The 23,918-nt window shown below is 63.9% G+C and carries 21 protein-coding genes; 9 read left to right on the top strand and 12 right to left on the bottom strand.

The genetic code is table 11. The features are described from left to right. Positions 1 to 525: 525 nt before the first annotated feature. The 3 genes from EPB08_RS10835 to EPB08_RS10825 all read left to right on the top strand — a co-directional run bounded on the left by EPB08_RS10835 (position 526) and on the right by EPB08_RS10825 (position 3,516). Positions 526 to 1,776, top strand: a complete 1,251-nt coding sequence (locus EPB08_RS10835) for a DUF1254 domain-containing protein (RefSeq protein ID WP_205746336.1) — start codon at positions 526 to 528, stop codon at positions 1,774 to 1,776. Between the two features lie 685 nt (positions 1,777 to 2,461). After that, the gene (locus EPB08_RS10830; protein ID WP_130619113.1) at positions 2,462 to 2,773 is read left to right on the top strand and encodes a HigA family addiction module antitoxin; all 312 of its coding nucleotides are present in this window, start codon (positions 2,462 to 2,464) and stop codon (positions 2,771 to 2,773) included. 248 nt (positions 2,774 to 3,021) lie between these two features. Continuing rightward, positions 3,022 to 3,516 (top strand): GNAT family N-acetyltransferase, encoded by a 495-nt coding sequence (locus EPB08_RS10825; RefSeq protein WP_130619112.1) that lies wholly within the window; start codon positions 3,022 to 3,024, stop codon positions 3,514 to 3,516. Between the two features lie 143 nt (positions 3,517 to 3,659). On the opposite strand, the gene EPB08_RS10820 is transcribed toward EPB08_RS10825, so the two are convergent. The 5 genes from EPB08_RS10820 to EPB08_RS10805 form a co-directional block, all read right to left on the bottom strand. Continuing rightward, positions 3,660 to 4,226: an OmpA/MotB family protein gene (locus EPB08_RS10820; protein ID WP_130619111.1), complete on the bottom strand. Its 567-nt coding sequence runs from the start codon at positions 4,224 to 4,226 to the stop codon at positions 3,660 to 3,662. A gap of 375 nt (positions 4,227 to 4,601) precedes the next feature. After that, positions 4,602 to 5,063: an SRPBCC domain-containing protein gene (locus EPB08_RS10815; RefSeq protein ID WP_130619110.1), complete on the bottom strand. Its 462-nt coding sequence runs from the start codon at positions 5,061 to 5,063 to the stop codon at positions 4,602 to 4,604. Between the two features lie 77 nt (positions 5,064 to 5,140). Next, positions 5,141 to 5,977, bottom strand: a complete 837-nt coding sequence (locus tag EPB08_RS21150; protein ID WP_229238305.1) for a GAF domain-containing protein — start codon at positions 5,975 to 5,977, stop codon at positions 5,141 to 5,143. Between the two features lie 251 nt (positions 5,978 to 6,228). Continuing rightward, entirely contained in the window at positions 6,229 to 6,372 is a 144-nt protein-coding gene (locus tag EPB08_RS21065; RefSeq protein WP_165418483.1) for a hypothetical protein, read from the bottom strand. Between the two features lie 82 nt (positions 6,373 to 6,454). Continuing rightward, positions 6,455 to 7,282: a helix-turn-helix transcriptional regulator gene (locus EPB08_RS10805; RefSeq protein ID WP_130619109.1), complete on the bottom strand. Its 828-nt coding sequence runs from the start codon at positions 7,280 to 7,282 to the stop codon at positions 6,455 to 6,457. Positions 7,283 to 7,451: 169 nt separating this feature from the next. On the opposite strand from EPB08_RS10805, the gene EPB08_RS10800 reads away from it, so the two are divergent. Then, complete coding sequence (locus EPB08_RS10800; RefSeq protein ID WP_130619108.1) at positions 7,452 to 8,366, top strand: isocitrate lyase/PEP mutase family protein; 915 nt, start codon at positions 7,452 to 7,454, stop codon at positions 8,364 to 8,366. 214 nt (positions 8,367 to 8,580) lie between these two features. Here EPB08_RS10800 and EPB08_RS10795 read toward each other — a convergent pair whose 3' ends face one another. Then, positions 8,581 to 9,690 carry an oxidoreductase gene (locus EPB08_RS10795; RefSeq protein WP_130619107.1) on the bottom strand — a complete coding sequence of 370 codons (1,110 nt, stop codon included), beginning with the start codon at positions 9,688 to 9,690 and terminating at the stop codon, positions 8,581 to 8,583. 125 nt (positions 9,691 to 9,815) lie between these two features. Between EPB08_RS10795 and EPB08_RS10790 the strand changes: the two genes are divergently transcribed. From EPB08_RS10790 to EPB08_RS10770, 5 genes are all read left to right on the top strand, one after another. Continuing rightward, complete coding sequence (locus EPB08_RS10790; RefSeq protein WP_165418482.1) at positions 9,816 to 10,232, top strand: cupin domain-containing protein; 417 nt, start codon at positions 9,816 to 9,818, stop codon at positions 10,230 to 10,232. Positions 10,233 to 10,475: 243 nt separating this feature from the next. Continuing rightward, positions 10,476 to 12,782, top strand: coding sequence for a TonB-dependent receptor (locus tag EPB08_RS10785; RefSeq protein WP_130619105.1), 2,307 nt, complete (start codon positions 10,476 to 10,478; stop codon positions 12,780 to 12,782). A 19-nt stretch (positions 12,783 to 12,801) separates the two neighbouring features. Continuing rightward, positions 12,802 to 13,497, top strand: coding sequence for a phosphatase PAP2 family protein (locus tag EPB08_RS10780; RefSeq protein ID WP_130619104.1), 696 nt, complete (start codon positions 12,802 to 12,804; stop codon positions 13,495 to 13,497). A 163-nt stretch (positions 13,498 to 13,660) separates the two neighbouring features. Beyond that, entirely contained in the window at positions 13,661 to 14,326 is a 666-nt protein-coding gene (locus EPB08_RS10775; protein ID WP_130619103.1) for a response regulator, read from the top strand. Further along, a complete protein-coding gene (locus EPB08_RS10770) occupies positions 14,323 to 15,717 on the top strand; it encodes a sensor histidine kinase (RefSeq protein WP_130619102.1) in 1,395 nt (464 codons plus the stop codon). The genes EPB08_RS10775 and EPB08_RS10770 overlap by 4 nt, the downstream gene beginning before the upstream one ends. 34 nt (positions 15,718 to 15,751) lie before the next feature. On the opposite strand, the gene EPB08_RS10765 is transcribed toward EPB08_RS10770, so the two are convergent. From EPB08_RS10765 to EPB08_RS10740, 6 genes are all read right to left on the bottom strand, one after another. Continuing rightward, the gene (locus EPB08_RS10765) at positions 15,752 to 16,885 is read right to left on the bottom strand and encodes an acyltransferase family protein (protein WP_130619101.1); all 1,134 of its coding nucleotides are present in this window, start codon (positions 16,883 to 16,885) and stop codon (positions 15,752 to 15,754) included. 26 nt (positions 16,886 to 16,911) lie between these two features. Beyond that, complete coding sequence (locus EPB08_RS10760) at positions 16,912 to 17,649, bottom strand: LytR/AlgR family response regulator transcription factor (RefSeq protein WP_130619100.1); 738 nt, start codon at positions 17,647 to 17,649, stop codon at positions 16,912 to 16,914. Further along, complete coding sequence (locus tag EPB08_RS10755) at positions 17,637 to 18,719, bottom strand: sensor histidine kinase (RefSeq protein ID WP_130619099.1); 1,083 nt, start codon at positions 18,717 to 18,719, stop codon at positions 17,637 to 17,639. Before EPB08_RS10755 ends, EPB08_RS10760 begins: the two co-directional genes overlap by 13 nt. Positions 18,720 to 18,779: 60 nt before the next feature. Beyond that, complete coding sequence (locus tag EPB08_RS10750; RefSeq protein WP_165418481.1) at positions 18,780 to 19,283, bottom strand: nuclear transport factor 2 family protein; 504 nt, start codon at positions 19,281 to 19,283, stop codon at positions 18,780 to 18,782. A 193-nt stretch (positions 19,284 to 19,476) separates the two neighbouring features. After that, on the bottom strand, positions 19,477 to 21,636 hold the full coding sequence (locus EPB08_RS10745; RefSeq protein ID WP_425598254.1) for a penicillin acylase family protein: 2,160 nt from the start codon (positions 21,634 to 21,636) through the stop codon (positions 19,477 to 19,479). Between the two features lie 233 nt (positions 21,637 to 21,869). After that, entirely contained in the window at positions 21,870 to 23,891 is a 2,022-nt protein-coding gene (locus tag EPB08_RS10740) for a M1 family metallopeptidase (RefSeq protein WP_130619096.1), read from the bottom strand. Between the last annotated feature and the right edge of the window lie 27 nt (positions 23,892 to 23,918).

Genomic DNA, 23,918 nt, shown 5'->3' with positions numbered 1-23,918 from the left:
TGGGTACGCGTCACCACCGATCACGCGGACCTTTCTCCGGAGACGTCCACGACGGGTACGGATTACGGCGTCACCACGAAAAAGCGCGCCCCGCATCCCTCGCGAGGCCGAAAGGCATTTCCCCGAACGCTCGCTTTTAGAACCATGGCGGGACGGACCATGACCCATCAGATTCTGCACCAACCTCGGTAAAAATACGTAGGACAGCCCTGTAAATCTTCCGATGCCAAGGGTCTGTTTCGCAGTCACCCTGCTCTCATTCCATGACTGACCTGGTTAGGAGAGACCATCGTGAAAGCACTAGGATCCATTGGACTCTGCGCAGTCATGGTGACGAGCGCACCACACGCAGCGACGTCACCGGCAACGGAGTCTTCGGGTGCCCATGTCGGCTCGTCCTCTTCTTCCATGCCCGCGGGACCGTTGCCCGGCGCACTCATGACCGAGGCATATGCTCGTTCCGTCGCGCGGTCCATATACGTTTGGGCCTGGCCCATGGTGAATGTCTACAACCGCCGATTGGTGATGGAACCACTGAAAGAGCCGGGCCGCCTGAGCGGCTCGCTGCCGGTGGCACCCGTCAACCATCTCAGCATGCTCACCGACTACATCGAGCCGCAGGAGCGCGATGTCACCTGCCCGAACCAGGACGTGGTGTATGGCAGCGGCCCGCTGGTGCTGGACAAGGAGCCAGTGGTCGTACAGGTCCCGGATTTCGGCGATCGCTTCTGGGTTTATCAGGTGGTCGACATTCGCACGGACAGCTTCGCCAACCTTGGCAAGATGTATGGCACCAAGCCCGGCTTTTATCTGCTGGTTGGCCCCGACTGGAAAGGCACGGTACCCAAAGGCATCACGCAAGTCTTCCGCTCCGGCAGCAATACCGGTTTTATCGTGCCCAGGGTCTTCATGGATGACACCTCGGCGGATCGCACGGCGATCCAGCCACTGATAGCGAGCATCAACATCTACCCGCTATCGCAGTTCGATGGAAAGATGAAACACTTCGACTGGACCCATACACCGTCCATTCCCGGTCCGCCGCCGTCCGCCGATGGTGGTGAGGCGCCCAAAGTCATCCCCGGAAAATTCCTGGATGAGCTTCCCACCGTCTTGCAGGATGCCAAGCCGCTACCCGGTGAAGAGGCATGGTATGCACAGGCGAAGGCCCTGGTGGCCGCAGCGAAGGCCAACCCGGCGCTTCGTGCTGCGATAGACGACGAGCTGGCGAAGACAGAGAGGGAAGTCGTCGCGCCCCTGCTGGACTTCCACAACTACGGCATGCCGTTGCCGAACCATTGGACGGTGGCACGCAATGGCGCGCAATTCGGCACCGACTATTTCACACGGACGGGTGTTGCCCGGTCCAACATCTTCGTGAACAAGCCCAACGAGGCGTCGTACTTCTATCAGGACTTCGACGCCAACGGCGCCAGGCTGGACGGTAGCAAGCGTTATACCGTCACCTTCCCCAAGGGGACGCCGCCCGTGAAGGGTTTCTGGTCGATCACCATGTACGACAGCCAGCATTTCTTCGTGTCGAATGCGATCAAGCGCTATTCCGTGGGCACCAAAAACAAGGACCTGAAGTTAAATGCGGACGGTTCGCTGACCCTTTACATCCAGGCGGAGCAACCCACGGACGCGGCACAACGCGCGAACTGGCTGCCGTCCCCATCGCATAGCGCCTTCTCCCTCTACATCCGAACGTACTGGCCGGACCAAGAGGTGCTCGATGATCGCTGGACGCCACCGCCGGTGTTGGCCGGCAGGTAAAGGGACTCAGCACTCCTTTTCGCCGGTGTGGAGTCCATGGACAGCGGGTACCGCTTCGACCTAACGCGGGTTTGCCGCCATAACACGCCGGGTTCGATGCGCCACGTATCGGGCATTGGACGCCGCGTGATTACGCCTGCCACTGATGGCGCTATTGGAGTAACGCTGACAGGCGTTGCCATGTGCGTTTGCTACCGTCGCGGTGTCGCTAGCGGTGGCTTTTGAATCCATCCCGCGAGCGACCATGGCAGCAGTGTCATGAGCGCGGACCGAGTGAGTGACAGCTCAAACGGTCCGCTGACCATCACCAACTAAATCGGAGTTGATCATGGCTGGCCGCGATCATACGGGACGCATTCGTCTGTCCATTCCCTTCGGTGGCACTCCCTCTTCCCCTTGTCGTGACCCGCGCCCAGCGGATCGGTCCACGCGTGGATGTCTCTGCCGGCGCACGCTGACAAGCGCCATCGGCCACACATAGGCCACGCATAGGTCGTCAAAGGGCTTGGTAACAAGCCTCAGGCGAGCATTTGCCGCGCCCTGTGTTCGATTCGGCAACGATCCCTCCTGCGGGTCGGAACGTCCTATCCGAGCGATCACTTACACCATTCCCGGCATATGCCGACACGGAAGCCTGTAGGGCTTGATCCGTGATTGGGCCGTGCCTGACAGGAAAGGAAGCCTTATGTGCCTCATCAAGCTCAATCCGCTGATAGACTTTGATTCATCGGAACTGCTACGCAGCCCCGGCGAGGTGCTGCTGAACGACCACCTGCGTCCTCGCACCATGACGCTCTCATGGCTCGCTCGGCGCACAGGCATTTCCCTGTCCACGTTGCGGCAGATCACCCGGGCGGAGCGGCGCATCAATGCCGAGTTCGCCTTGCGTCTTGCCACTGTGATGGATCCCACGCCGGCTTACTGGCTGGTGCTGCAGGCACGTTACGACCTGGCGATCGTGGGTGCATCTCGGCTAAAGCGTTCGCGAACGACGTAGCCGTCCTTCCGCGCTGATCCGGCGGTGTCGTATCGGGAGGTACTCCAACCCGAAGCTTAGGGATCTCGCTCGCTCAATCCTGGACGCGGATGCGATTCCACTGAGTCACCGTCCCTGTTTCCGTGCCAGTGGTTGCGCCATCATTCGCCACGGGTTCGCCGTGGGGTTCCTTGCTCATGCGGCCACCGAGTACACGCCTGCGACCCGAGCCAGAACTCGCGGTTTGATCTTGTCATTTCGGAATCACCATGGACATCCGAACACTCAATACCCACGACCTCGACTTGGTCTGCCGGCATCGCGAAGAGATGTTCCGGGATGCAGGAAGAAGCAGCGATGCGCTGAAGCTCATGACCGAGCACTTCCGCGAATGGCTCAAGCCGCGACTGCAGGATGGTTCGTACTTTGGTTATGTGATGTCCGACGACGGTGCGCCCGTGGCCGGCATCGGCCTGATGCTGATCGAATGGCCTCCCCATCCGGAGCATCCGACGCTGGACAAGCGCGGGTACGTGTTGAATGTGTTTGTGGAACCCGGCTACCGCAAGCGCGGACTCGCACGCGAGCTGATGACACTGGCGGATGCGGAGTTTGCCAGGCGCGGCCTGAGTTATGCCGTCCTGCATGCCACCGAGAAAGGCAGGCCGCTCTATCAGGTCATGGGTTGGAACGGCACCACGGAGATGGCGAAGGTGCTGGATGTTTCGCCCCACGCGGGATCGGCGGGAATCCATGCAAGGTAAAGGGCTGATGCCGCGTGGCGCTCCGCGCATTTGATGCGAAGCCCGTGCGGCTTTGCGAAACCTCTACCGGTACCAGCCGCGCACCACCGTGAATAACAGGAGGGAGTACTCATTGCAGAGTACCCCTCCCCTGCTTTGCCACGTTACTGGTTCTGATTCGCGATGGTGAGTTCCACGCGACGGTTCTGCGACTTTCCTTCGGCCGTGTCGTTGGAAGCGACCGGATTTTCCTCACCATAACCGTGAGACGACACCATGTCCGGCCTGACGCCCTGCGAAATCATGAACTGCATGACGTTGTCCGCGCGCTTCTGGGACAGGATCATGTTGGTCGTGACGCCCTGGGCCGCAAGCTGAGGTCCGATCGGCGTGCTGTCCGTATAGCCGTTCACGTTGACCTTGTTCTTCTGGTGCGGCGCCAGGATCTTGGCGATTTTGGCGATACTCTGCTTGGCCTGGTCCGAGATCTCCCAGCCGCCCGACGGGAACAGAAGCTGATCGTTGAGCGATACCTTGATCGCGTCCTGCATGCGCGTGATCTGCATGTCGCGGGACGCAACCTCCGTACCCATGGTGTCATTGAGTTGCTTGTACTGCGCCTCGAGCTCGGCATTCCTTTGCTGTGACTCGTCATACTTCTGCTGCGATACGCAGCCTGCAAGAAGCAGCACCGCCGTACCTAATACGCACAGGATCGAAGACTTCTTCATTGGTGTTCCCCTATCGCCGGGATTTTCACGGAAGCAACGTTGGCTCCTGAAGAAAACCACCCTCAGGTGGAATCATCATCTCCAACGCACCGTGAAAAATAATAGAAATAAAGGGCTTCGAAAGGCCCCGACTACAGGCCCCGGATTGACCGACCCAAGGATCGCCCATACCGCTTAAAACAAGGGCTTTTTCGACACAATCTCCTGCATGCAAGGCATCGCAAGAAGGATCGAATTTGACCGCTTAGGTAGAACTACCTAACGGCATCCCGTAAATATGCTGCCGCGAAAATTCGACCTTGAAACGTCTTCGCCGCGGCGAACCTGTCCACCCGAAAAGGACGGTGCACGGAAGCCCGGAATGACGGGAGGCAGCTATTCGACAAACGCCGCGAGATTATCCAGCGTCGATCGCATGCCTGTTTCATGGTCGGCCTGGCTTATGCCGGCAGGGACGTGCTCGGCCACGATAGTGACTCGCGTGCCAACGGGCAGCGCCGCGAGTTCCCAAGTCATGATCATGGTTCCCGCAAAGGCGGATTCGTCCGAATCGAAGTCGACCGCCATGACCATGCGGCGATCGGGCATCAGTTCGACGAAACGCCCCGCCACCACGTCCGTGTTGTCGGACGACTTTCCCCGAGCCGCCTCGAAGACCAGCGTCAGCCGAAAGCGTCCGCCTTCCCAGGGTTCGAATACGTCGAACAGACCCGTGGCACCTGCTGGCGGCAGCCATGTCGACATGGCTTCGCGACTCAGGAAGGCTCGATAGATCGTTTCCGAAGTGGCCCTGATATCGCGCGAAGCGACATGACGCTGGCATTCCTTGGCTGTCATCGCATCGCCCCTCAACTGTTCCGGCGATCTTCAAAAGACGCCGGATGGCACGTCGCCCGTGAGCCACGCGCATAGCGCTATTCCGGGAACGAAGCGTCGATGGCGTCGCCGATCGCGAGCGCATATCGCTCGAGCACCTTGACCATCTCCTGGTCGATGTGCCGGGGCTGCGGATCCACGGCGCACAGCGTGCCGAAGAAGATGCCGCTCGCGCGGTAGATCGGCACGGAGATATAGCTCTCGAAGCCATACAACGCAGGCGTCGGATGCTGGGAGAACAAGGGGTGGGTGCTTGCGTGGTCAAACGTCACCGTATGACCGTGCTCGCGAATCTCGTTGCAGATGGTGGTTTCCAGGATCAGGTCCTGGCCGGCGCGCAGGCCGAAGTTGATCGTGTCGTAGACGGCGCAGGCGGTCCAGCGTGTTTCGGAAACCCTGGCGACGGTCGCGAAGCGCAACCCGGTTTCGCGCGACACCGACTCCAGGATAGTGGCCACTACCGGCATCCTCGCCACGAGATCAACGTCGCGGACGGCAGATGCATTCTCGGACGTACCCATGACGGAGTCATCGTTGCGGTTGATCCGCTCGATGACGCGTCGCTGCAGGCTGATGCGTGAAACTCGATGCACGAAATCGCGCAAGTGGATCGTTAGACCGCGTAGCTGCGAGGCCGGCCCCTTCACCACCAGGCCGCGCGCGTCGATGCGCACGTCCACCAGTTCATGCTGCGATTTGAAATCGCACACTTCCGAGGCAAAGGCTTCGATCCAGTAGTGATCGGGATGCGTGTTGAGAAACGCGACCATGACCGGCTCGACATCGCGCTGTCCTGCCATGGACGGCGATGGCATGTCGAATCCCATGACCGAGGGTGGCCAGACGTACTCGGACGACGGCGTAACCGATGACATGATGCGCTCCCCCCGCAACGGACGGCAGGAAGTATGGCTGAACCGCCGCGTCATGAAACGCCATCCGTCGAAAAATATCTGGCAATCGGTGGCACGAAATATGCCGGATTCCCCGCGCATCACCCCATCGCGCAACTGCATTGGTACCGAAGTCGCCATGGCATCCGGTGCCGCGACAGGTTCTTCGGCACCGGATGCCTGCGCGCCGGCACCCGGCATGGCCACTGCCATCGCCGGGTGCCGGCTGACTGTCATGCGCCAGCCTTGGCGCTGGCTTCGCGCAACTTCTGTGCGCATTCCTCGCAGCACACTTCCACCACGCGATGGCCAATGGTCACCTTGATGGCGTTTTCGTCCAGCGGGTAGTCGCACGCAGCACAGGTTTTCTCGCTCATGGTCTGTCTCCTGATAGCCCTTCAATGGGCAGGCTCATGAGACCACTGGGGGCCACCGGATGCTGTCGAATTCTTTAGTCGTTCAAGGCTGCGACGAGCGACGGAATTCGGTGGGCGAGCGTCCGTAAGCCTGGCGGAAGGCGTTGGCGAAATGACTGTGGCTGGAGAAGCCGAGCTCCGCGGCCAGTGCCGACAGATCGTCGTAGCTCGCGACGAGGTCGAGCGCACGGGCCAGGCGAAGCTGCAACTGGTAGCGGTACAGCGGCATGCCTTCGACCTGGCGGAACACCTGGGTCAGGTAGACCGGCGAGCTGCCGATCTCCTTGCCTATATCCGCCAGCGTCCAACGTCGCGAGAGGTCGCTGGCCAGTAGCACCTTCACCCGATCGGCCAGGCGGCGACGTGCGTGTGTCGAGGCAGGTTCGCGCGAGGTGCGTGGGCCGAGGCTGCGGCATACCAGGGTGAGCAGCAACGCCTCCGCCTCCAACGGCTCGATGCTGCCGTTCTCGAGGCTGTGGCGAAGCAAGGCCACGAGCGCCTGCGCGCGGGCGTCGATGCGCTGCGACTGTGCGCGGAATGCAACGTCACCGCCTCCCTGCATCAACGGCTTTGGCGCCAGTTCGGCCAGCAGCGTCTCGTTCAAGTCCAGCGACAGGCAGGCATCGCCGCCATCCAGCGGATGGCTGACCTGATAGCCCTCCTGCGCATTGAAGAACAGCACGTGGTTGGCATCGGCCACCGACTGGTCCTTGCCCACGTGGCGCATGTACAACCCGCGATAGGGGAACACCAGCTGCGTCTTCGACGCGCACTCCTCGGCACTGCGATGGCGACATGTGCCCGAACACTGCACGTTTCGCAACGTGAGTGTTTCCGTCGACAACAGTACCTTGGCGGTCAGGCTCGACATGGGACGTGCGCGCCGTCGATTCGCGTGGCGAAGTCCACCGGAGCTTAGCAAGACCGGGCGCCGCGGACCTGTGCCGGATGTCGATGGCTAAAGATTCTGACAGCGTGAAAGTGTTGCGAATGGTCTCCTTGGCTGGCCCGATCGGCGGGCGCCAAGGCAGACCAGAACCATGAATCGTGAACAGCACATCCGGGCGGAACGTTTCCATCAGCTGCATGCCGCCGCCGAACCGCTGGTGCTGGCCAATGCCTGGGATGCGGGCAGCGCTCGCATCGTCGAGAACGCAGGCGCGCAGGCTGTCGCCACGACCAGCGCGGGCATGGCATGGGCACTGGGTTATGCCGATGGCGAACGCCTGCCGGTTCAGGAGTTGCTGGCCGCCTGTCGTCGGATCTGCCAGGTCGTGACCGTTCCGGTCAGCGTGGACATCGAACGCGGCTTTGGGCGCGAAGCGAAGGACACGGGCGGACTGGTGGGCGCCCTGATCCAGCTGGGCGTGGTGGGCATCAATATCGAAGATGGCACGCTGCCCGGCACGCGACGGCTGGCACCTTTGGACACGCTGGTCGAACGCATCGTGTGTGCCCGCGCCGTGGCGGAGCATCACGGCCTTCCCTTGTTCATCAATGCGCGCATCGATGCCTATCTCACCGAGGATGTCCCGGCGGAAGCACGCTTCGAGGAAACGCAACGGCGCGCCATGGCGTATGTCGACGCAGGTGCCGATGGCATCTTCGTGCCAGGCTTAAGCGATCCGCAGGAGACAGCTCGCCTCGCGCAGCAGTTGCCGGTGCCGTTGAACATCTACGTGGGTTATCCCGGTGCGCCCACGGTGGCGGAGCTACACGGACTGGGTGTGCGGCGCATCAGTCTGGGCTGCGGCCCCATGCAGGGCGTGCTGGCGCACCTGGCGCACATCGCCGCCGAAGCGCTCGCGAAGGGTCGCTATGACACGATGGGTGGATCGATGCTGACGGTGGCGGAGGCGAACGGCTTGTTCGATGCCGGCGCACGGCACTCGCGCGGCGTACGAGCGGATCAAACCTCTCTCCCAGCGAAACAAGGGTTTGAGGTGAGGGCGTGAACTTGCGGAAGCCCGATCGTTACCGGCATCTTGGAAATGCTCCGACAGCCCACGTGTGAACCCTTCTCCCCCTGGGAGAAGGTGGCGGCAGCCGGATGAGGGTTCGGACGTCGCACAGGGTGGACGGTTGCGCGAGCCTCGTACCCTCTCCCCAACCCCTCTCCCGGAGGGAGAGGGGCTAAATGGCCGCATTGCTGTCCCACACGGCATGCCGTCAACCCCGCGATAACGTTGAATCCCGTGCACTGGCGCCGGCGTCCCACGCCGCGCGTTCTTCCTTCGACAAGGCGAGGGCGATGGCACGGCCGCTGGCCGCCGATTCGATGGCCGCTTCGAGCACCGCCATCACCGTCACCGCCTGCAAGGGCGTGACCGGGTTGCCACCGTAGCCCGTCACCGCGTCGCGCAGTGCGACGTAATAGCGGCATTGATCGCCCGCAGGCGCGGGCAGGCGCGAGACTTCGCCCTTTGCGTCGTATAGCAGCAACTCATCCGGATCTTCGCCCCACGATGCACTGCCGGGCAGCACGCCGGCCAGCAGCTGCGCTTCCTGGCGATCTGCCTGCGGCTTCACCAGGCTCGCGCGCGTGCCGTGCAACGTGAAGCGCGGGCTGCCGCCTGCCACCAGCATGCTGGCGTGCAGGATCACGCGACGCGCGCCGTACTCCAGCACCACGTGCGCCCAGTCGTCGACCTCGCCGCCATCGCGCAGCACCGCCAGGCTCGCCAGCACGCGCTCCGGCACGCCGAACAGCAACAGCGCCTGGTCGATCAGGTGTGGCCCCAGGTCGTACCAGATGCCGCTACCCGGACCTTGCTGTTCGCGCCAACGCACGCGCACCTGGGGACGGAAGCGATCGATATGCGATTCGAAGTGCCGCACCTCGCCCAGCAAGCCGTCCGTCATCGCCTTGCGCACGCCAAGAAAATCGCTGTCCCAGCGGCGGTTCTGAAATACCGACAGGACACGGCCATGCTCCACCGCGAGTGCCGCCAGTTCGCGCGCCTGCGACAGGTCGATCGCAAAAGGCTTGTCCACCACCACGTGCTTGCCTGCCTGCAATGCCGCACGGGCCAGCGGCGCGTGCGTGTCGTTGGGCGAGGCGATCACCACCAGCTGGATGGCGGGATCCGCCATGACCTCCTGCGGCGTGCCGACCACGGCGACGTCGGGGAGGTCCGCGTGCACCTTGGCGGCGTCGCGCGATACCACCGTGGCCAGTTCCATGCCGGGAACACTGCGGATCAGTGGCGCGTGGAAGGTCTTGCCGGCATAGCCGTAGCCGATCAGTGCCACGCGGACGGGCGACAATGTGTGGTTCATGGCCTGACGAATCGATGGGGATGCGTCATGGTAAGCCATCGTGGCCGGCAGGCCTTTCGATTTCGCGTGGAGGTAACACGCCGGCGCGCAACATCGCGGCCCAGTTCCACCTGGAGGCAGCCGCCATGCGTAGCCACGCGTTCGTGATCGCCCTGCTGGTACTCAGCGCGCTGCCCGCTACGGCCATCCATGCACAAGACGCTGCCGCCGGCGCGGCACAGCCCAAGCGCACGCTGCTCGACAGGCACGACCAGAGCGAGGTGCCGGGCAAGGAGATCGTGCTGGGCACCGCCGAGTTGCCCGCGGGCGGCGTGATCGGCTGGCACACGCACAACGGCGACGAATCGGGCTACGTGCTCAGGGGCAACCTGGTGCTGAAGACCCGCGGCCAGCCGGACCAGGTGCTCAAGGCCGGCGATCATTTCTTCAATGCCCGCGGCGCCGTACACAGCCTGATTGCGGCACCGGGTAGCGACGGCGGCGCGGCGGTATCGACCTGGATCGTCGACAAGGGCAAGCCACTGGCCGAGCCGGTGAAGTGAGGGGTGCCCCTCACCCTCCTCCTGTAAGAGCGCACGCAGTGCGCGATCGGCCCGCAAGGCAGGCGTCACCCTCGCAGGTGTGACCACGGTGGCGAGGTGGTTATCGCGCACTGGGTGCGCTTCTACAGGGGTCATCTAAGACGACGCTAAGCCATCGGTCGGCGCGCATCACCGGCGTGCAACAGAACTGTCAAACGGCCAAACCACGCTAGTGCGCTGAATCCAGCCACTACACAGGCCACCATGTCCACGTCATCCAGCCGGCGCATTGTTGCGTCGCTCCCTGCCCTGCACCCGATTTCCCGTGGTATCCGCCAGTGGCGCACGCCGATGGGCCTGGCGATGCTCGCCGGCCTGTGCCTGTGCCTGCCGGCTTATGCCACCGACACTGACGCCGATGCCGCGGCGGCCAACGCGAGCGCCGCCCTCAAGGCGCCCAAGCAGCTGGAAGAGGTGGAGGTGAAGGCCAACACCACCGGCTCCGCGATCCTGCAGGCGCCGACCCAGGCCGATCTCACCATCACTCAGCCGCAGTCCATCATCGGGCTGGACTGGATCAGCAACCACGTGGCGCCCACCGCGGACTACGCCACCATCGCCGCCATCTCGCCGGCTGTGACCAACGTGAGCACCGCCGGTCCGGGCCTGGGCGAGTCCAAGCAGATGACGCTGCGCGGCTTCAACGACAACCAGTACAACGTCACCTACGACGGCATCCCGTTCGGCGATACCAACGACTTCAGCCATCACACCAGCAGCTATTTCCCGGCGAAGATGCTCGGCCAGGTGCTGATCGACCGCGGTCCGGGCAATGCCAGCACCATCGGCCAGGCCACCTTCGGCGGTACCGTGGCGTTGAGCTCGAAGGATCCGACCGACACGTTCTCGTTCATCCCCACGCAGAGCTTCGGCAGCTACAGCACCTCGCTGACGCACCTGGAAGTGAACTCGGGCAAGCTCGATGACCTGGGCGGCGGCAAGTTCATCGCCAGCGCGCAGTACATGGACACCGACACCGCCAAGACCAACGGCGACATGTCGCGCAAGACCGGCTACATCAAGTACGTGCAGCCGATCGGCGAGAGCACCGAGATCACCTTCCTCAGCAACTACAACTACATCCGCTTCAACAACCCGAACCTCAGCTCGCTGACACTGCAGCAGATCGACCAGCTGGGCCGCAACTTCGGCCTCAACCAGGACCCGACCAGCGTCAACTGCGCCTGCTACAACTACCAGACCAAGCAGACCGACCTGGAATACCTCGGCGTGCGCAGCGCGCTGTCGGAGAACTGGGCGCTGGACAACAAGGTCTATACCTACGCGTACGACAACACCAGCCATGAGAGCCCCTACGTGGGCACCAAGGCTTCGCCCACCAACATGGGCGGCTACGTGAAGATCAACAACTACCGCGCGTGGGGCGACACGCTGCAGGTGACGTACACCGATGATCACGGCCAGTTCCGCACGGGCGGCTGGTACGAATACACCAACAACAGCCGCAGCAGCGTGGCCATCGACTACGGCCGCGACGGCGCCATCGACGTGAAGCCGGGCGCGTCCACCTTCGGCACGTTCAACAGCAAGGGCGTGTACAGCGGTCCGTACAAGTACACGATGAAGGACCAGCTGCACACCGGCCAGCTGTACGCCGAATACCAGTGGTACGTCACCGACGGCCTCAGCATCACCCCGGGCGTGAAGTACTTCGACGTGACGCGCGACATCCAGGCGCCGATCAACCAGACCACCAAGACCCCGCTCTACTACAGCCAGAGCTGGGACAAGACGCTGGGCTACCTCACCGCCAACTACATGCTGCGCGAGGACTGGAGCATCTATGCCACGGTGGCGCAGGGCTTCCTCACGCCCAACCTCAACCAGTTCTACGTGCCTGACCCGACGGCCAACAACACCAGCCCGACGCAGACCATGAACTACCAGTTCGGCACGGTCTACAAGACCGACCGCTTCAATGCGGATGCCGATGTGTACTTCATCAACTACAAGAACTACCAGTTCTCCACCACGATTCCGGGCACCACCGACGCCGTGTACTACCTGGCGCGCGGCGCGTACATCAAGGGCATCGAGGGGCAGGCGACCTATTACATCGGCAGCGGCACCAGCGTGTTCGCCAACGCCTCGTTGCAGGATGCCTATTTCAAGGGCTCCAACCTCGACATGCCGAACGTACCCGATCGCACGGCCGCGCTCGGCGTGCTGTACGAGCAGGGCGGCTTCTTCGCGTCGCTGTACGACAAGTACTCGGGCAGCCAGAAGGCCTACAACTCCACCTTCAACCCCGATGTGGCCTCGTCGGTAACTTCCACCATCGGCACCGGCGGCTACTGGCAGGCGGCGATGAGCGTGGGTTACGGCCAGAACCTCACCGGTTCGGTGATCAAGAGCTACAAGATCCGCCTGCAGGTGGACAACCTGTTCGACGCGCACAACCTGGTGATCAACTCGGTGAGCGGCAACGTGGGTTCCTACTACGTGCTGCCGGGCCGCAGCTGGTTCGCCTCCGTGTCGCTGGCGCTCTGAACGAAGGGATACGAAGACGATGATGAAGCACGCCCTCGTTGCACTGCTGCTCGCCGCACCGGCGTTCGCGCACGCCGGCAACAACTACCTCAGCAACACGCAGGTGAATCAGGCCATGGCCGCGCTGCCCGCGCCCAGCGCGCCGGGCAGCGCGGAGGATCTGGCCGACTACGCTGCCACCGATCGCGCCTTCGCTGCGCGCTCGGCGGCGGATTTCACGCGCGCCCAGCAGGAAGAAAAGTTCGATGTGTTCGACTTCGCCGATGTGATCGGCCCGGGCTTCCGTGCGGACAAGCTGCCCCACGTCGCAAAGCTGTTCAAGGAAGCCGAGCACGAGACCAAGGAAGCCGTGGATCTCTCCAAGAACCACTGGAAGCGTCCCCGTCCCTGCCCGCCGGCCTCGCCCTGCGCGCAGCATCCGGAGGAAGCGTCGAAGAAGAGCTTCGGCTACCCGAGCGGCCACTCCAGCCGTGCCACGGTGGACGCGATCCTGCTGGTGCAGCTGTTTCCGCAGGACGCCGACGCCCTGATGCAGGAGTCGCGCGACATCGGCTGGCGCCGCGTGGTGAAGGGCGTGCACACCTTGCAGGACATCTATGCGGGGCGCCAATTCGGCCAGTCGCTGGCAAGCGGCATGCTGGCTTCCCCCACCCTGCAGCATGATCTTGCGGAAGCCCGCGCTGAATTGCAGGCGGCCGGACTGGTCGCACGCTGACGATCAGGAGGAATCCCGCTCAGGGATGAGCACTTAGAGCCTGTTCAATGCCTCCGCATGGGTGTTGAACAGGCTCTTACCCCAGACCGTAACAAAACGGCAAGACAATCGATGGATGGCGGCGGGCGCATGTGGCGCCCGCTTCGCTTTCGAGGGGAACACAGTGCACATCATCCTGGTGGAAGACGACCTGCAGCTGGGCGCGGCGATCCAGCGCGCGTTGGATCGCCTCTCGTACACGGTGACCTGGCTCACCGATGGCGCCAGCGCGGTGGACGCCATGCAGGAGAAGACGGCCGACCTCGTGCTGCTCGACCTTGGCCTGCCGGGCAAGGATGGCCTCGACGTACTGATCGAGGCACGGCAGAACCACATCCGCACACCGGTGCTGATCCTTACCGCCCGTGACGCCGTGCAGGCGCGCATCCACGGCCTCGATGCCGGTGCGGACGATTACCTCACCAAGCCCTTCCACCTCGACGAGCTCGCGGCACGTATACGCTCGCTGACGCGGCGCATGCAGGGACTGGCGGATAACCGCATCGAAGCGGGCGCGCTGTGCCTCGACCTGGCCACGCTGGAAGTCACCTTCCATGGCAAGAAGGTGGACCTCACCCGCAAAGAATTCACACTGCTGCAGACCTTGATGGAGCGCACCGGGCGACTGGTTCGTCGCGACACGTTGGAAAGCTCGCTGTACGGCAGCGAGAAAGTGGTCACCGATGGTGCGCTCGACGTGCTCGTGCATTCGCTTCGGCGCAAGCTCAGCTTCGACACCATCCAGAACGTGCGCGCGTTCGGCTACATGATTCCACGGGAAACGCGATGAAGCCCGACAGCCTGCGCGGCAGGCTGCGCTGGATGATCATCGCCATGCTGCTGCTGTTCCTGCTGCCATTGGCTGCGTTCAGCTTCCGCCGCACCAGCGCCGAGATGGCGCAGCTCTCCGACGCACGACTCGCCGAGGCGGCCCACACCATCGCGACGATCATCCAGCATGCCGGCATCGAAACCTTCGCGGGACGCGAGGACATCCTGGTGCCCGTGCGCAAGCGCAGCGAGTTGCGCGCCGCCGGTGAAGTGGCCACCAACGAATCCGTGGTGGGCTTCCAGGTGTTCGACCGGCAGGGCCATCTGGTGCTTGGTACGACCAACCTGATGACGCTGCCCGCCACGCCCGACGATGGCTCGGCTTATCACGACCTGAAGAAGCAGCACCACGTGTGGCGCACTTTCAACTACGTCGATCCCGCCAGCCAGTACGTGATACGCGTGGCCGACCGCTATGACAGTCGCGAGGAGATCGTGCATGCGCTGTGGCTCGAGCACGGGCTGCCGTTCCTGCTGGGCCTGCCGGTGCTCGCGCTGCTGGTCGGCTGGGCCGTCGCGCGTGGACTACGGCCACTCGCCACGTTGACGAGCGCGCTGTCGCTGCGTGAACCGGGCAGTCGCGAACGCATCGTGCTGCCCCACGCGCCGATGGAGCTACGACCGGTGCTCGCGGCGCTCAACGAGCAGCTGGCGCGCCAGGAAGATGCCCTGGAGCGTGAGCGCCGCTTCAGCGCGGATGTGGCCCATGAGCTTCGCACCCCGCTCGCATCCATCATGCTCAACCTCGAAAGCGCGCTGGAAACCGTCGTGCTGGAGGAGATCCAGGACAGTGTCATTGGCGCGCACGGCAGTGCGGCTTCGCTCGCGCATCGCATCGAGCAGTTGCTGGCCCTGGCCAGGATCGAAGTGGGCGCGGCGGCGAATGCGCCCGCTCTGGTCGACCTCGTGCATGTCGCCGACTACGTGGTCGACGAATTCACGCCGGTGATCCGGGACCGCGGCGTGGAGCTGGCCTTCTCCGAGCGTAGCGACGCCGTGCTGGTACAAGGCTATGAACCCGCCCTCGTCGCACTGCTGCGCAACCTGCTGGAGAACTCGCTGCGCTACGTGCCGCGTGGCGGACGCATCCAGCTCGCCATCACGCAGAACCGCCAGGAAGCGACGCTGGAAGTGATCGACGACGGCCCGGGCATCCCGGTCGAACGGCGGCATGCGGTGTTTGCCCGGTTCCATCGCGAAGCCGGTAGCCGCGGCGAAGGTTATGGCCTGGGACTCTCGATCGTGGCGCGCGCGGCGAGCCTGCATCGTGCTTCCATCGAACTGCTGGATTCGCCGCTGGGACGTGGGCTGCGCGTGCGCGTATCGATACCGCTGCTTTGCCCCCTGTGACGAATCGTGGCGTACACGTGCATGGTGCGCATGATCAACCCGAGGCCTGCTCCGCGATCGCCACGGGCGCAGGACGCCTGACACCTGCATCGCGCCAGCGAAGACATGGCCGCTCCACCAGGTAGTGCAGCAAGGCACCACCGACCAGCGTCGCCACTGCATAGATGGCGAACAACAGCAGGCCATGCTGCTCGAGGCGATCGCCCCACGCCGAGTCCACCAGGTGAAAGACGCCCTTGTGGCTCAGGTACAGGCTGTACGAGATGGCCGCCAGCCAGCCTGCGCCCGGGATGCGAAAGCGGGCGAGCCAGGACCTGCCACCACTGGCGGCAGCCACGATGGCCATCAGCGCGAGCGACAGCAGCGGGTAGCCGACGACCGTGGCTGCAAAGCCTACGCGCTGCGTGAACAGCGCGATGGAGGCTCCCAGCAAAGCGAGACCGAGCAGCAGCACGAGATGGCCATGGCGATGCACGCGGGCCATCCAGGCGGGTCGGAACACGCTGCAGGCAGCCAACGCCACGCCCGCCAGCAGGCCATCCAGGCGCGAGTAGGTGGGGTAGTAGATGTATCGAAGGAACATCAGGCCGGACGTGCCGTCCGTCGCCAGCTTTGCGGGCTGGTAGTAATGCAGCCACAGTGCAGCGCGCAACGCCATGCCACCCAGCGCGATGACCGCGCACAGCGTGATGAAGCGCCCAGCCGATGGCTTGCGCCACATCAGCAGGGCCGCGAACGGAAACAGCAGGTAAAAGTGCTCTTCGACGCATAGCGACCACACATGCGAGAAGGCGTAGTGGCTGCTGTCGTCGTACAGCAGGTTGAAGGTGAACGTGGGGAACTGCCACAAGGGCTGCATGCCGGGTGTTTCGCGCCACGCGGGCCACAGCGCATACACCCCCAGCACGACGAAGAACGCGGGCAGGATGCGGAAGGTTCGCCGCCGATAGAACCCGTATAGATCCAGCGATCTACCCGCCGCCAGGGGTCGCATCACCTGGGTGCCGATGAGAAAGCCGCTCAATACGAAGAACAGATCCACGCCCATCCAGCCGTACTGCTCGGCACCGCCGAAGTGGTCGCCCACGCCGCCGACGAGATAGGAATGGAACAGCATCACCCAGAGGATGGCGATGGCGCGAAGTACGTCGAGACCGGGAAGGCGCATGGCTTGATGACAATGAGGGGTTGAGTTCATCGCGCCGCCAGGGCGGCGCGCAGCGAATCGACATAGGTACGGCTGGCGCGCAACGGTGTGCCGTCTTTCAGGCGCAGCAGGCAGTCGCGATTGGAGAGCGACTCCAGTTCCGCGACGCGATCGATGCAGACGATGGCGGAGCGGTGCACCCGTATGAACCGGCGTGGATCGAGCCGCAGGCTGAGCTGGTGCAACGGCTCGCGCAGCAGATACAGCTGCGGGCCGACATGCAGGCCGGCGTAGTCGTCGTGGGCCTCGATCCAGTCCACGTCATTGGCATCGACGACGACCACGCGTTGCCCCACGCGGATGGAGAAGCGCTCTGCCCAGGCCAGGGATGGCGCGGTGTCGTTGCCAGCACGGAGCCGCATGGCGGCGCGTGCGCGATCCAGCGACTCCCGAAAACGTTGGTCGTCGATGGGCTTGAGCAGATAGTCCAGCGCAGGCAACTCGAACGCTGATACGGCGAACTGGTCATAGGCGGTCAGGAGAATCGCAAGCGGGCGCTGTTCCGACTCGATGCTGCGCAAGGCGTCGATGCCGCTGATGCCTGGCATCTGCACGTCCATGAACACCAGGTCCGGCTTCAGGCGCTGCATCACTTTCACGGCGGCTTCGCCATCACCCGCCTCGCCTATCCAACAGAGATCGTTGTGCCAGGCCAGCCGGGCGCGCACGCCTTCACGGGCCAGCGGTTCGTCGTCCACCACCATCACGCGCATCATGCGCTGCATGCCTCGCGCTGCTCCGCCGGCGCGGCAAGACGCAAGGGCAACATCAGTCGTACCGTGCACGCACCGTGCGGGTCCATCTGGAAGTCCACGCTGTGCTGGCCGGGATAGAGCGTCTCCAGGCGCTGGCGCATATTCGCCAGGCCAATGGCCGTCGATCGCTGCGCACGCTCATCCGACGTCGCCGGGACACCCTCGTTGTGCAGCTCGATGCGGAGCAGATGCTGCTCACCCTCGATGCCTAGGCGCATCGCACCGCCCTCTGTGCGAAGTGCGATGCCGTGGCGGATGGCGTTCTCCACCAGGGGCTGCAGCAGCAGCGGCGGCACCTGCGCCTGCAGCAGCCCAGGACCTACGTGCAGAGCGACCTGCAGGCGCGCGCCAAGCCGGGCCTTCTCGATATCCAGATAGTGCTCGGTGAGCGAGAGCTCCTCGGCCAGCGACACCTCCCGCTGCTCGCTGCGCTCCAGCGTGGCCCGCAGCAGGTCGCCCAGGCGGGCGATCATGCGATTGGCATCACTGCCGCGCCCACCGGCCACCAGGGCCGAGATGCTGTTGAGCGTGTTGAACAGAAAGTGCGGGTGCAGCTGGTACTGAAGCGCCCGCAGCTCCGCCTCGCGCGCGAGTGCCACGGCCTCGGCCTCGCGCTGGCGCGAATGCTGCAGGGCGTTGTAGTGGAGCAGCAGCGCATGGATGGCGCAGTAGGCGATGAGGGCGAGCCAGCAGCCATCCAGCCCGGCGAAGGCACGACGAAGCTGGAAGGCGGGCACCAGTTTCCAGTGCACTGCGGCCGCCTGTGCCATCGCGTTGTTGATCACCGAGGGCACATAGGTCGCCAGCAGCAACGCCGGCACGGCGATGCGAGCCGGCGTACCGCGTTGCCACATGCGACGCTGCACCAGGCAAAGCGGAACCACCCACGCCAGGAAGGTTGCCGCGTAGAAGGCGCGAAACGCGCTCGCGTAGGCGTGCCCGAGTTCGGGCAGCGCCATGACGCCCATGCACAGAGCGATGGGAAGGGCCGCCAGCAATGAAACCCTCAGTGGCAGCCCGGTGAATGAAGTGCGCATCATCCTGATACTCGTGGAGCGTCGCTCCCGCTGGCGGACGCACGTCGCACCGTATAGCGATCGTCAGTGCTTGTCATCAAGCACGACGGAGAACAGCATCGCGCTGATCTTCCAGCCGTCGTCGGTGTTCACCAGCTGCCAGGTTTCCACGCCGTGATTGGTGACCTTGCCATCGGCGAGGAAGCGGTAGTCGAAATACACCGTGCCGACCACGCCATCAGTCTGGATGCGGACGTTGTCGAAGGTTTCCTCGATCGGCTTGGGCGATGAACCGACGAACTTGGCAAATTGTTCGTAATTGCCCGGGATGAACTGCCTTGCATTGGGCTCCCTGGTACGTACAGTCGCCAGCGATGTCTTGTCGAGGCCCTGCAACCACGAACCGCCAGGCAAGAACAGGCTGTGCATGGTCTCCCCATCCTTGGCGCGGATGGCGCCCTTGAAGCGCTCGACCAACTGCAGGATCTGGGCATTGTCGGTGGCATGCGTGCCGACCCCGTTTTCCGCGGCATGCAACGGCATGACGAACAGCGAGATGAGTCCCAAGGCGGACCAGACTGGCTTCACGGTGCAACTCCCTTTGTGGATGGCGATGGGCGCCATTACGCCCATGGCGAATCCAGGGAGCCAGCGTTATGCGGCGGATCGTGCCCGGGGTGCGGCGAGTCGTTCGCGGGGCGTGATTCGCGCGCGGGGCGCAGTCGAACGTCTTACCGTGTGGCCATCGTTCAAGCAGCCATCCCCGGCCGCCCGCATGTCATCACGAACCCGGGTGATAGGTACGCTCGACGTGACCCTGCAGGTCTTCCGGCCAGAAGTACACCTTGCGCAGGTTGCCCGTGGTGTAGCGCTCTGCTTCGTCGTTGAAATGCGGCGAGTCGGGATGGCCGCTCTCGCCACCCGCGGTGATCGCGCGGGCGCTCACCTTGTCGCCGAACTCGACCACGGCGACGAAGCTGTTGCCGCTGGTGCCGTAGTAGCGACGCGTACCGGGCCAGCGATGGGCGCCGAAAGACGCCAGCGAACCCCAGCGCGATGAAGTGAACGGCACTGGGATGCTCGGCTTGCTGTCATCGAAGGGCTGTTGGATATCGCCATTGACGCGCTGGTAGCGATTGACCTCGCCCCACGGCACGCCCCAGCTGCCGAAGTCCTTCTCGAGGCGATCGGCGGCTTCCGCCAGCGCCTCGAGGCGCGCTTTCGGTCCTGCCCGCTCGGCCATGATGTCGTAGACGGAAAGGCCTTCGGACACGTCGGACTTGTCCACCTTGTCCCACAGCGTGTCGCCCCAGAACACCGCCAGCGAGGTCGGCATCGAAGCGATGCCCCAGCGATAGTCCCAGCCTCGCAGCAGCGCGATGGGGCCTGCCAGCTTCTTCTTCAGCGGATCGGTTGCGGGCAGCTTGTCGTAATCGGCCACCAGGATCGGCAACTGTCGCGCAAACGCCGGCAGATAGGAATCGAAGGCCGAGGTGATCAGCGACGCCTTGGTGAAGTCGTGCTTGTCGCTCAGCACCATGGTGGCGTGGATGCCGCGCGGGTTCTCGCCGACGCTGTCCATGTAGTGCGGATAGTTCTCGCGCTTGGGACTGTAGGCGGCTGCAGCGGAATACGGCCAGTTGTTGGTGTTCATGATCCAGCCGTTGGCCGGATTGAGCAGGTGCGGCGCGCTGTCGAGCGGTAACAGGCCCTGCCAGTCAGTGGCGGGATCGCTGCCATCCACGGGCTTGGTGTAATCGAAGCGGTCTTCGCGCTTGGGAATGAACTGCGGATGCAGGTACGCGATGTTGCCCTTGTCGTCCGCGAAGATGGTGTTGTTGGACGAGTTGGCCTTGAGCTCGGCGATCTTCATGAAGCTGCCGAAGTCATTGGCCTTGGTGCGCAGCCAGCTTTGCTCCAGCGCTTCCATCGGCTTGTTCATCAACGCGGTGGCGATCCACTTGCCGTCCTTCTCGCGCACCACCGGACCGTGGTGCGTGGCATAGGTGGTGAACGCGCGCTCGCCCATCGAGCCGTCCGACTTGCGGTAGGCCACGCGGATCTCGCGCGTAGTGACCGGGCGCTGTTCCTTGCCGTAGCGGTAGCTCAGCTTGCCGCCTTCGCGCGAGATCGTCTCGGCGAACTCGTCCACCACGTCGGCGGTGGTCGAGGTGTGCATCCAGCCGATGTGCTTGTTGAAGCCCTGGTAGATGAAGAACTGGCCCCAGGTCACCGCGCCGTACGCATCGAGGCCGGCGTCGCTGCTCATCTGCAATTCGGAACGGAAGAAGAACGAGGTGTGCGGATTGATCAGCAGCAGCGCATGGCCGTCCGCGGTGAGCTTGGGCGCGATGGCAATACCGTTGGAACCGGTGGGCTCGGCCCAGCTCGAGGGCGTATCGACGAAGGCCACCTTGTCGTCGGTCTTGCCGTAGAACGCCTGCAGGTCCTTCAGCGAGACGCGCTCGATATCGCCGCCGATGCTGCCTTCGCTGAAGCTCAGCGCCATCCACGGCTCGAAGTGCGTGATCACGCGCGGATGCACGTCGGGGTGGGTGGCGAGATAGTAGTTGAGACCGTCGGCCCAGGCGTTCATCAACGACTGCAGCCAGGCGGGGCTCTTGGCGTAGAGACGCTTCAGTTCGGCGGAATCGATCCACAGCTGCTGCCGAAGGTCCGACCAGATCGCTTTCTCGCCTTCCGCCTGCGCCAGCCAGCCGAGCGAGTTGAGATAGTTCGTCTCGACGCGATTGAAGTCGTCCTCGGCCTGGGTATAGGCCATGCCGAATACCGCGTCGGCATCGGTCTTGCCGTGCACGTGGGCGATGCCCCAATCGTCGCGGGCGACCGTGACGGCCTTGGCTTCCGCCTGCCAGCGGGTCTGGTCGGAGGTTTGTGCCGCTGCGTTATGGCCAAGGGTGAGCAGGAGGGCAAACGACAAGGCACGGATGGCCCCGTGATGGGAGCGCGGAGAAAAGGTCTTGGTGGTCACTTATCTGTACTCGCGCGGCCCTGTCGTTGAGTCTTGCCCGCCTCTTCGCCGTCATCCCGGCGCAGGCCGGGATCCAGTTTCCTCGGTAATAGGTTGTCGCGATAACACGTCACGAGCGTCATCGAGAGAACCGAACCGTGTCGCTGCTGGATCCCGGCCTGCGCCGGGATGACGAGCGTTCCTCAAGGCATCGTATAGCTGTTATTGCTGCGATCCGCATCCGGCAACTTGTGGTCCGGATCGAGCGTGATCTTGCTGATGCGCTTGCTCGTGCGCAGCTCCAGCGCCGGCGTCGCGCTCTGGTGCCAGGCCTCGACCGGCAGACGCTCATCCTCGTGCGTGCCATCGGCAAAATCGATACGCAGCGTGGCCGGCATCACCAGCTTCTGCTTGCTTTCCAGCTTCACCACGACACCCTTGGCCGGGTCGTTGTCGACGTAGCGGGCCGCGGTCACGCCCATGTCCAGCTGCCAGTTGTTGAGGTACCAGCCACGCCACCACCAGGACAGATCCTCGCCCGCCTCGCTGCTCATGAAGCGGAAGAAGTCGGACGGCGACGGATGGTGGTACGCCCACGTGGCGATGTACTTGCGGAACGCGGGATCGAAACGCTCCGGTCCGAGGATCTGCTCGCGCAGCAGCACCAGGCCCAGCGCGCCCTTGAAGTAGCTCACCGAGTGGCGGTACTTCTCGGACACCGAATCGGCCGGCGCCATCATCGTCGGTGCGTCCGGATCGGCCAGCAACGGCAGGATCTCGTCGACCGGGTTGCCGCCCTTGGGGGCGTACTCGCTGTCGCGCTTGGGTGCGAATTCGCCCTTGTTGAAGGCATCGGACGCGTACACGTCGATGAAGGTGTTGAAGCCTTCGTCCATGAACGCGTGGCGGCGTTCGTCCGAGCCGACGATCATCGGGAACCAGGTGTGGCCGATCTCATGCGCGGTGATCCAGAACAGCATCGGCCCCTTGTCGTCGTAGCCGTCGAACACGATGCCCGGATACTCCATGCCCGCGCCATGGCCACCGAGGTTCACCGCCGCCGGCCACGGGTACGGATACCACTTGGACGAGAAGTGCTCGATCGCGCCCTTCACGTATTCGGTGGAACGGTTCCACTGGTCCTTGCCCACGCCTTCGACCGGGTACACCGACATCGCCATCGAATGCTTGCCCTCCGGCAGATTGATGCGCGCGGCATCCCACACGAACGCGGGCGACGCGGCAAAAGCCACGTCACGCGTGTGGTCCATGTGGAAGCGCCACGTCTGCGTGCCGCTCTGTTTGGGACGGCTGGACGGATCGTTCACTTCCTGCGGCGTGCGGATCATCACCGTGGCGTCGCTCTGCGCGGCCTGCGCCAAGCGCTGCTGCTGCGTCGCGGTCAGCACTTCCTTTGGATTGACCAGGGCGCCGGAGCCGGCGACGAGGTAGTTCCACGGCACGGTCACGGCGTAGTCGATGTCGCCGTATTCCAGGTAGAACTCCGAACCCAGGTAGGGCAGCGTGTCCCATCCGCGCAGGTCGTCGTATACCGCCATGCGCGGGAACCACTGCGCAATCTCGTAGATGTCGCCGTTCTTGGTCGGCGTCACCGCGGTGCGCCCACCCCAGGTGCCCGGCACCGTGTAGTGGTAGCGGATGCGCAGCTTCAGCTGCTTGCCGTTACCGGCCAGCGCCTCCGGAAGGTCCACGCGCAGGCGCGTGTCGTCGACGAGGAAATGCACGGGCTTGCCGTCGATCTCGACCGCGTCGAGCTGATAGCCCTCGGTAAATGCGTTTTCCGGACGCGAACGGCGCGAGTTGCGACGTTGCGCAGTCTGGCCCGGCTGCACCCACTGCACCTCGGCACCGAGCGTACCGCGCGAGTCGCGGCGATACGCGTTCTGGTCCAGCTGCACCCACAGTACGTCGAGTGCGTCGGGGCTGCGGTTGGTATAGGTGATGGTCTCGTCGCCGCGCAGCGTGTGCGAGGCGGGGTCGATCTCGGCCTGGATGGCGTAGTCGACGCGGTTCTGCCAGAACAGCGGGCCCGGCTTGCCGGAGCCTCCACGGAAGGCATTCGCGGCGTTCGGCAGGGATAGCGGCGCAAACAGCGCCTGCGGGTCGAAGCCGGCGTCGGTGCCGTCGGCATGGGCAGGCGCCGGCACGGCGGCGGCCACGAGCAGGCCCGCCGCAATGCGGCCAGCCAGGGCAAGTTTCTTCATCAGGCGGTTTCCTTCGGCTCCCCAATA

This window comes from Dyella amyloliquefaciens, from assembly GCF_004296575.1.
Lineage (GTDB): Bacteria > Pseudomonadota > Gammaproteobacteria > Xanthomonadales > Rhodanobacteraceae > Dyella > Dyella amyloliquefaciens.
This window is presented reverse-complemented; position numbering and strand designations above follow the sequence as displayed.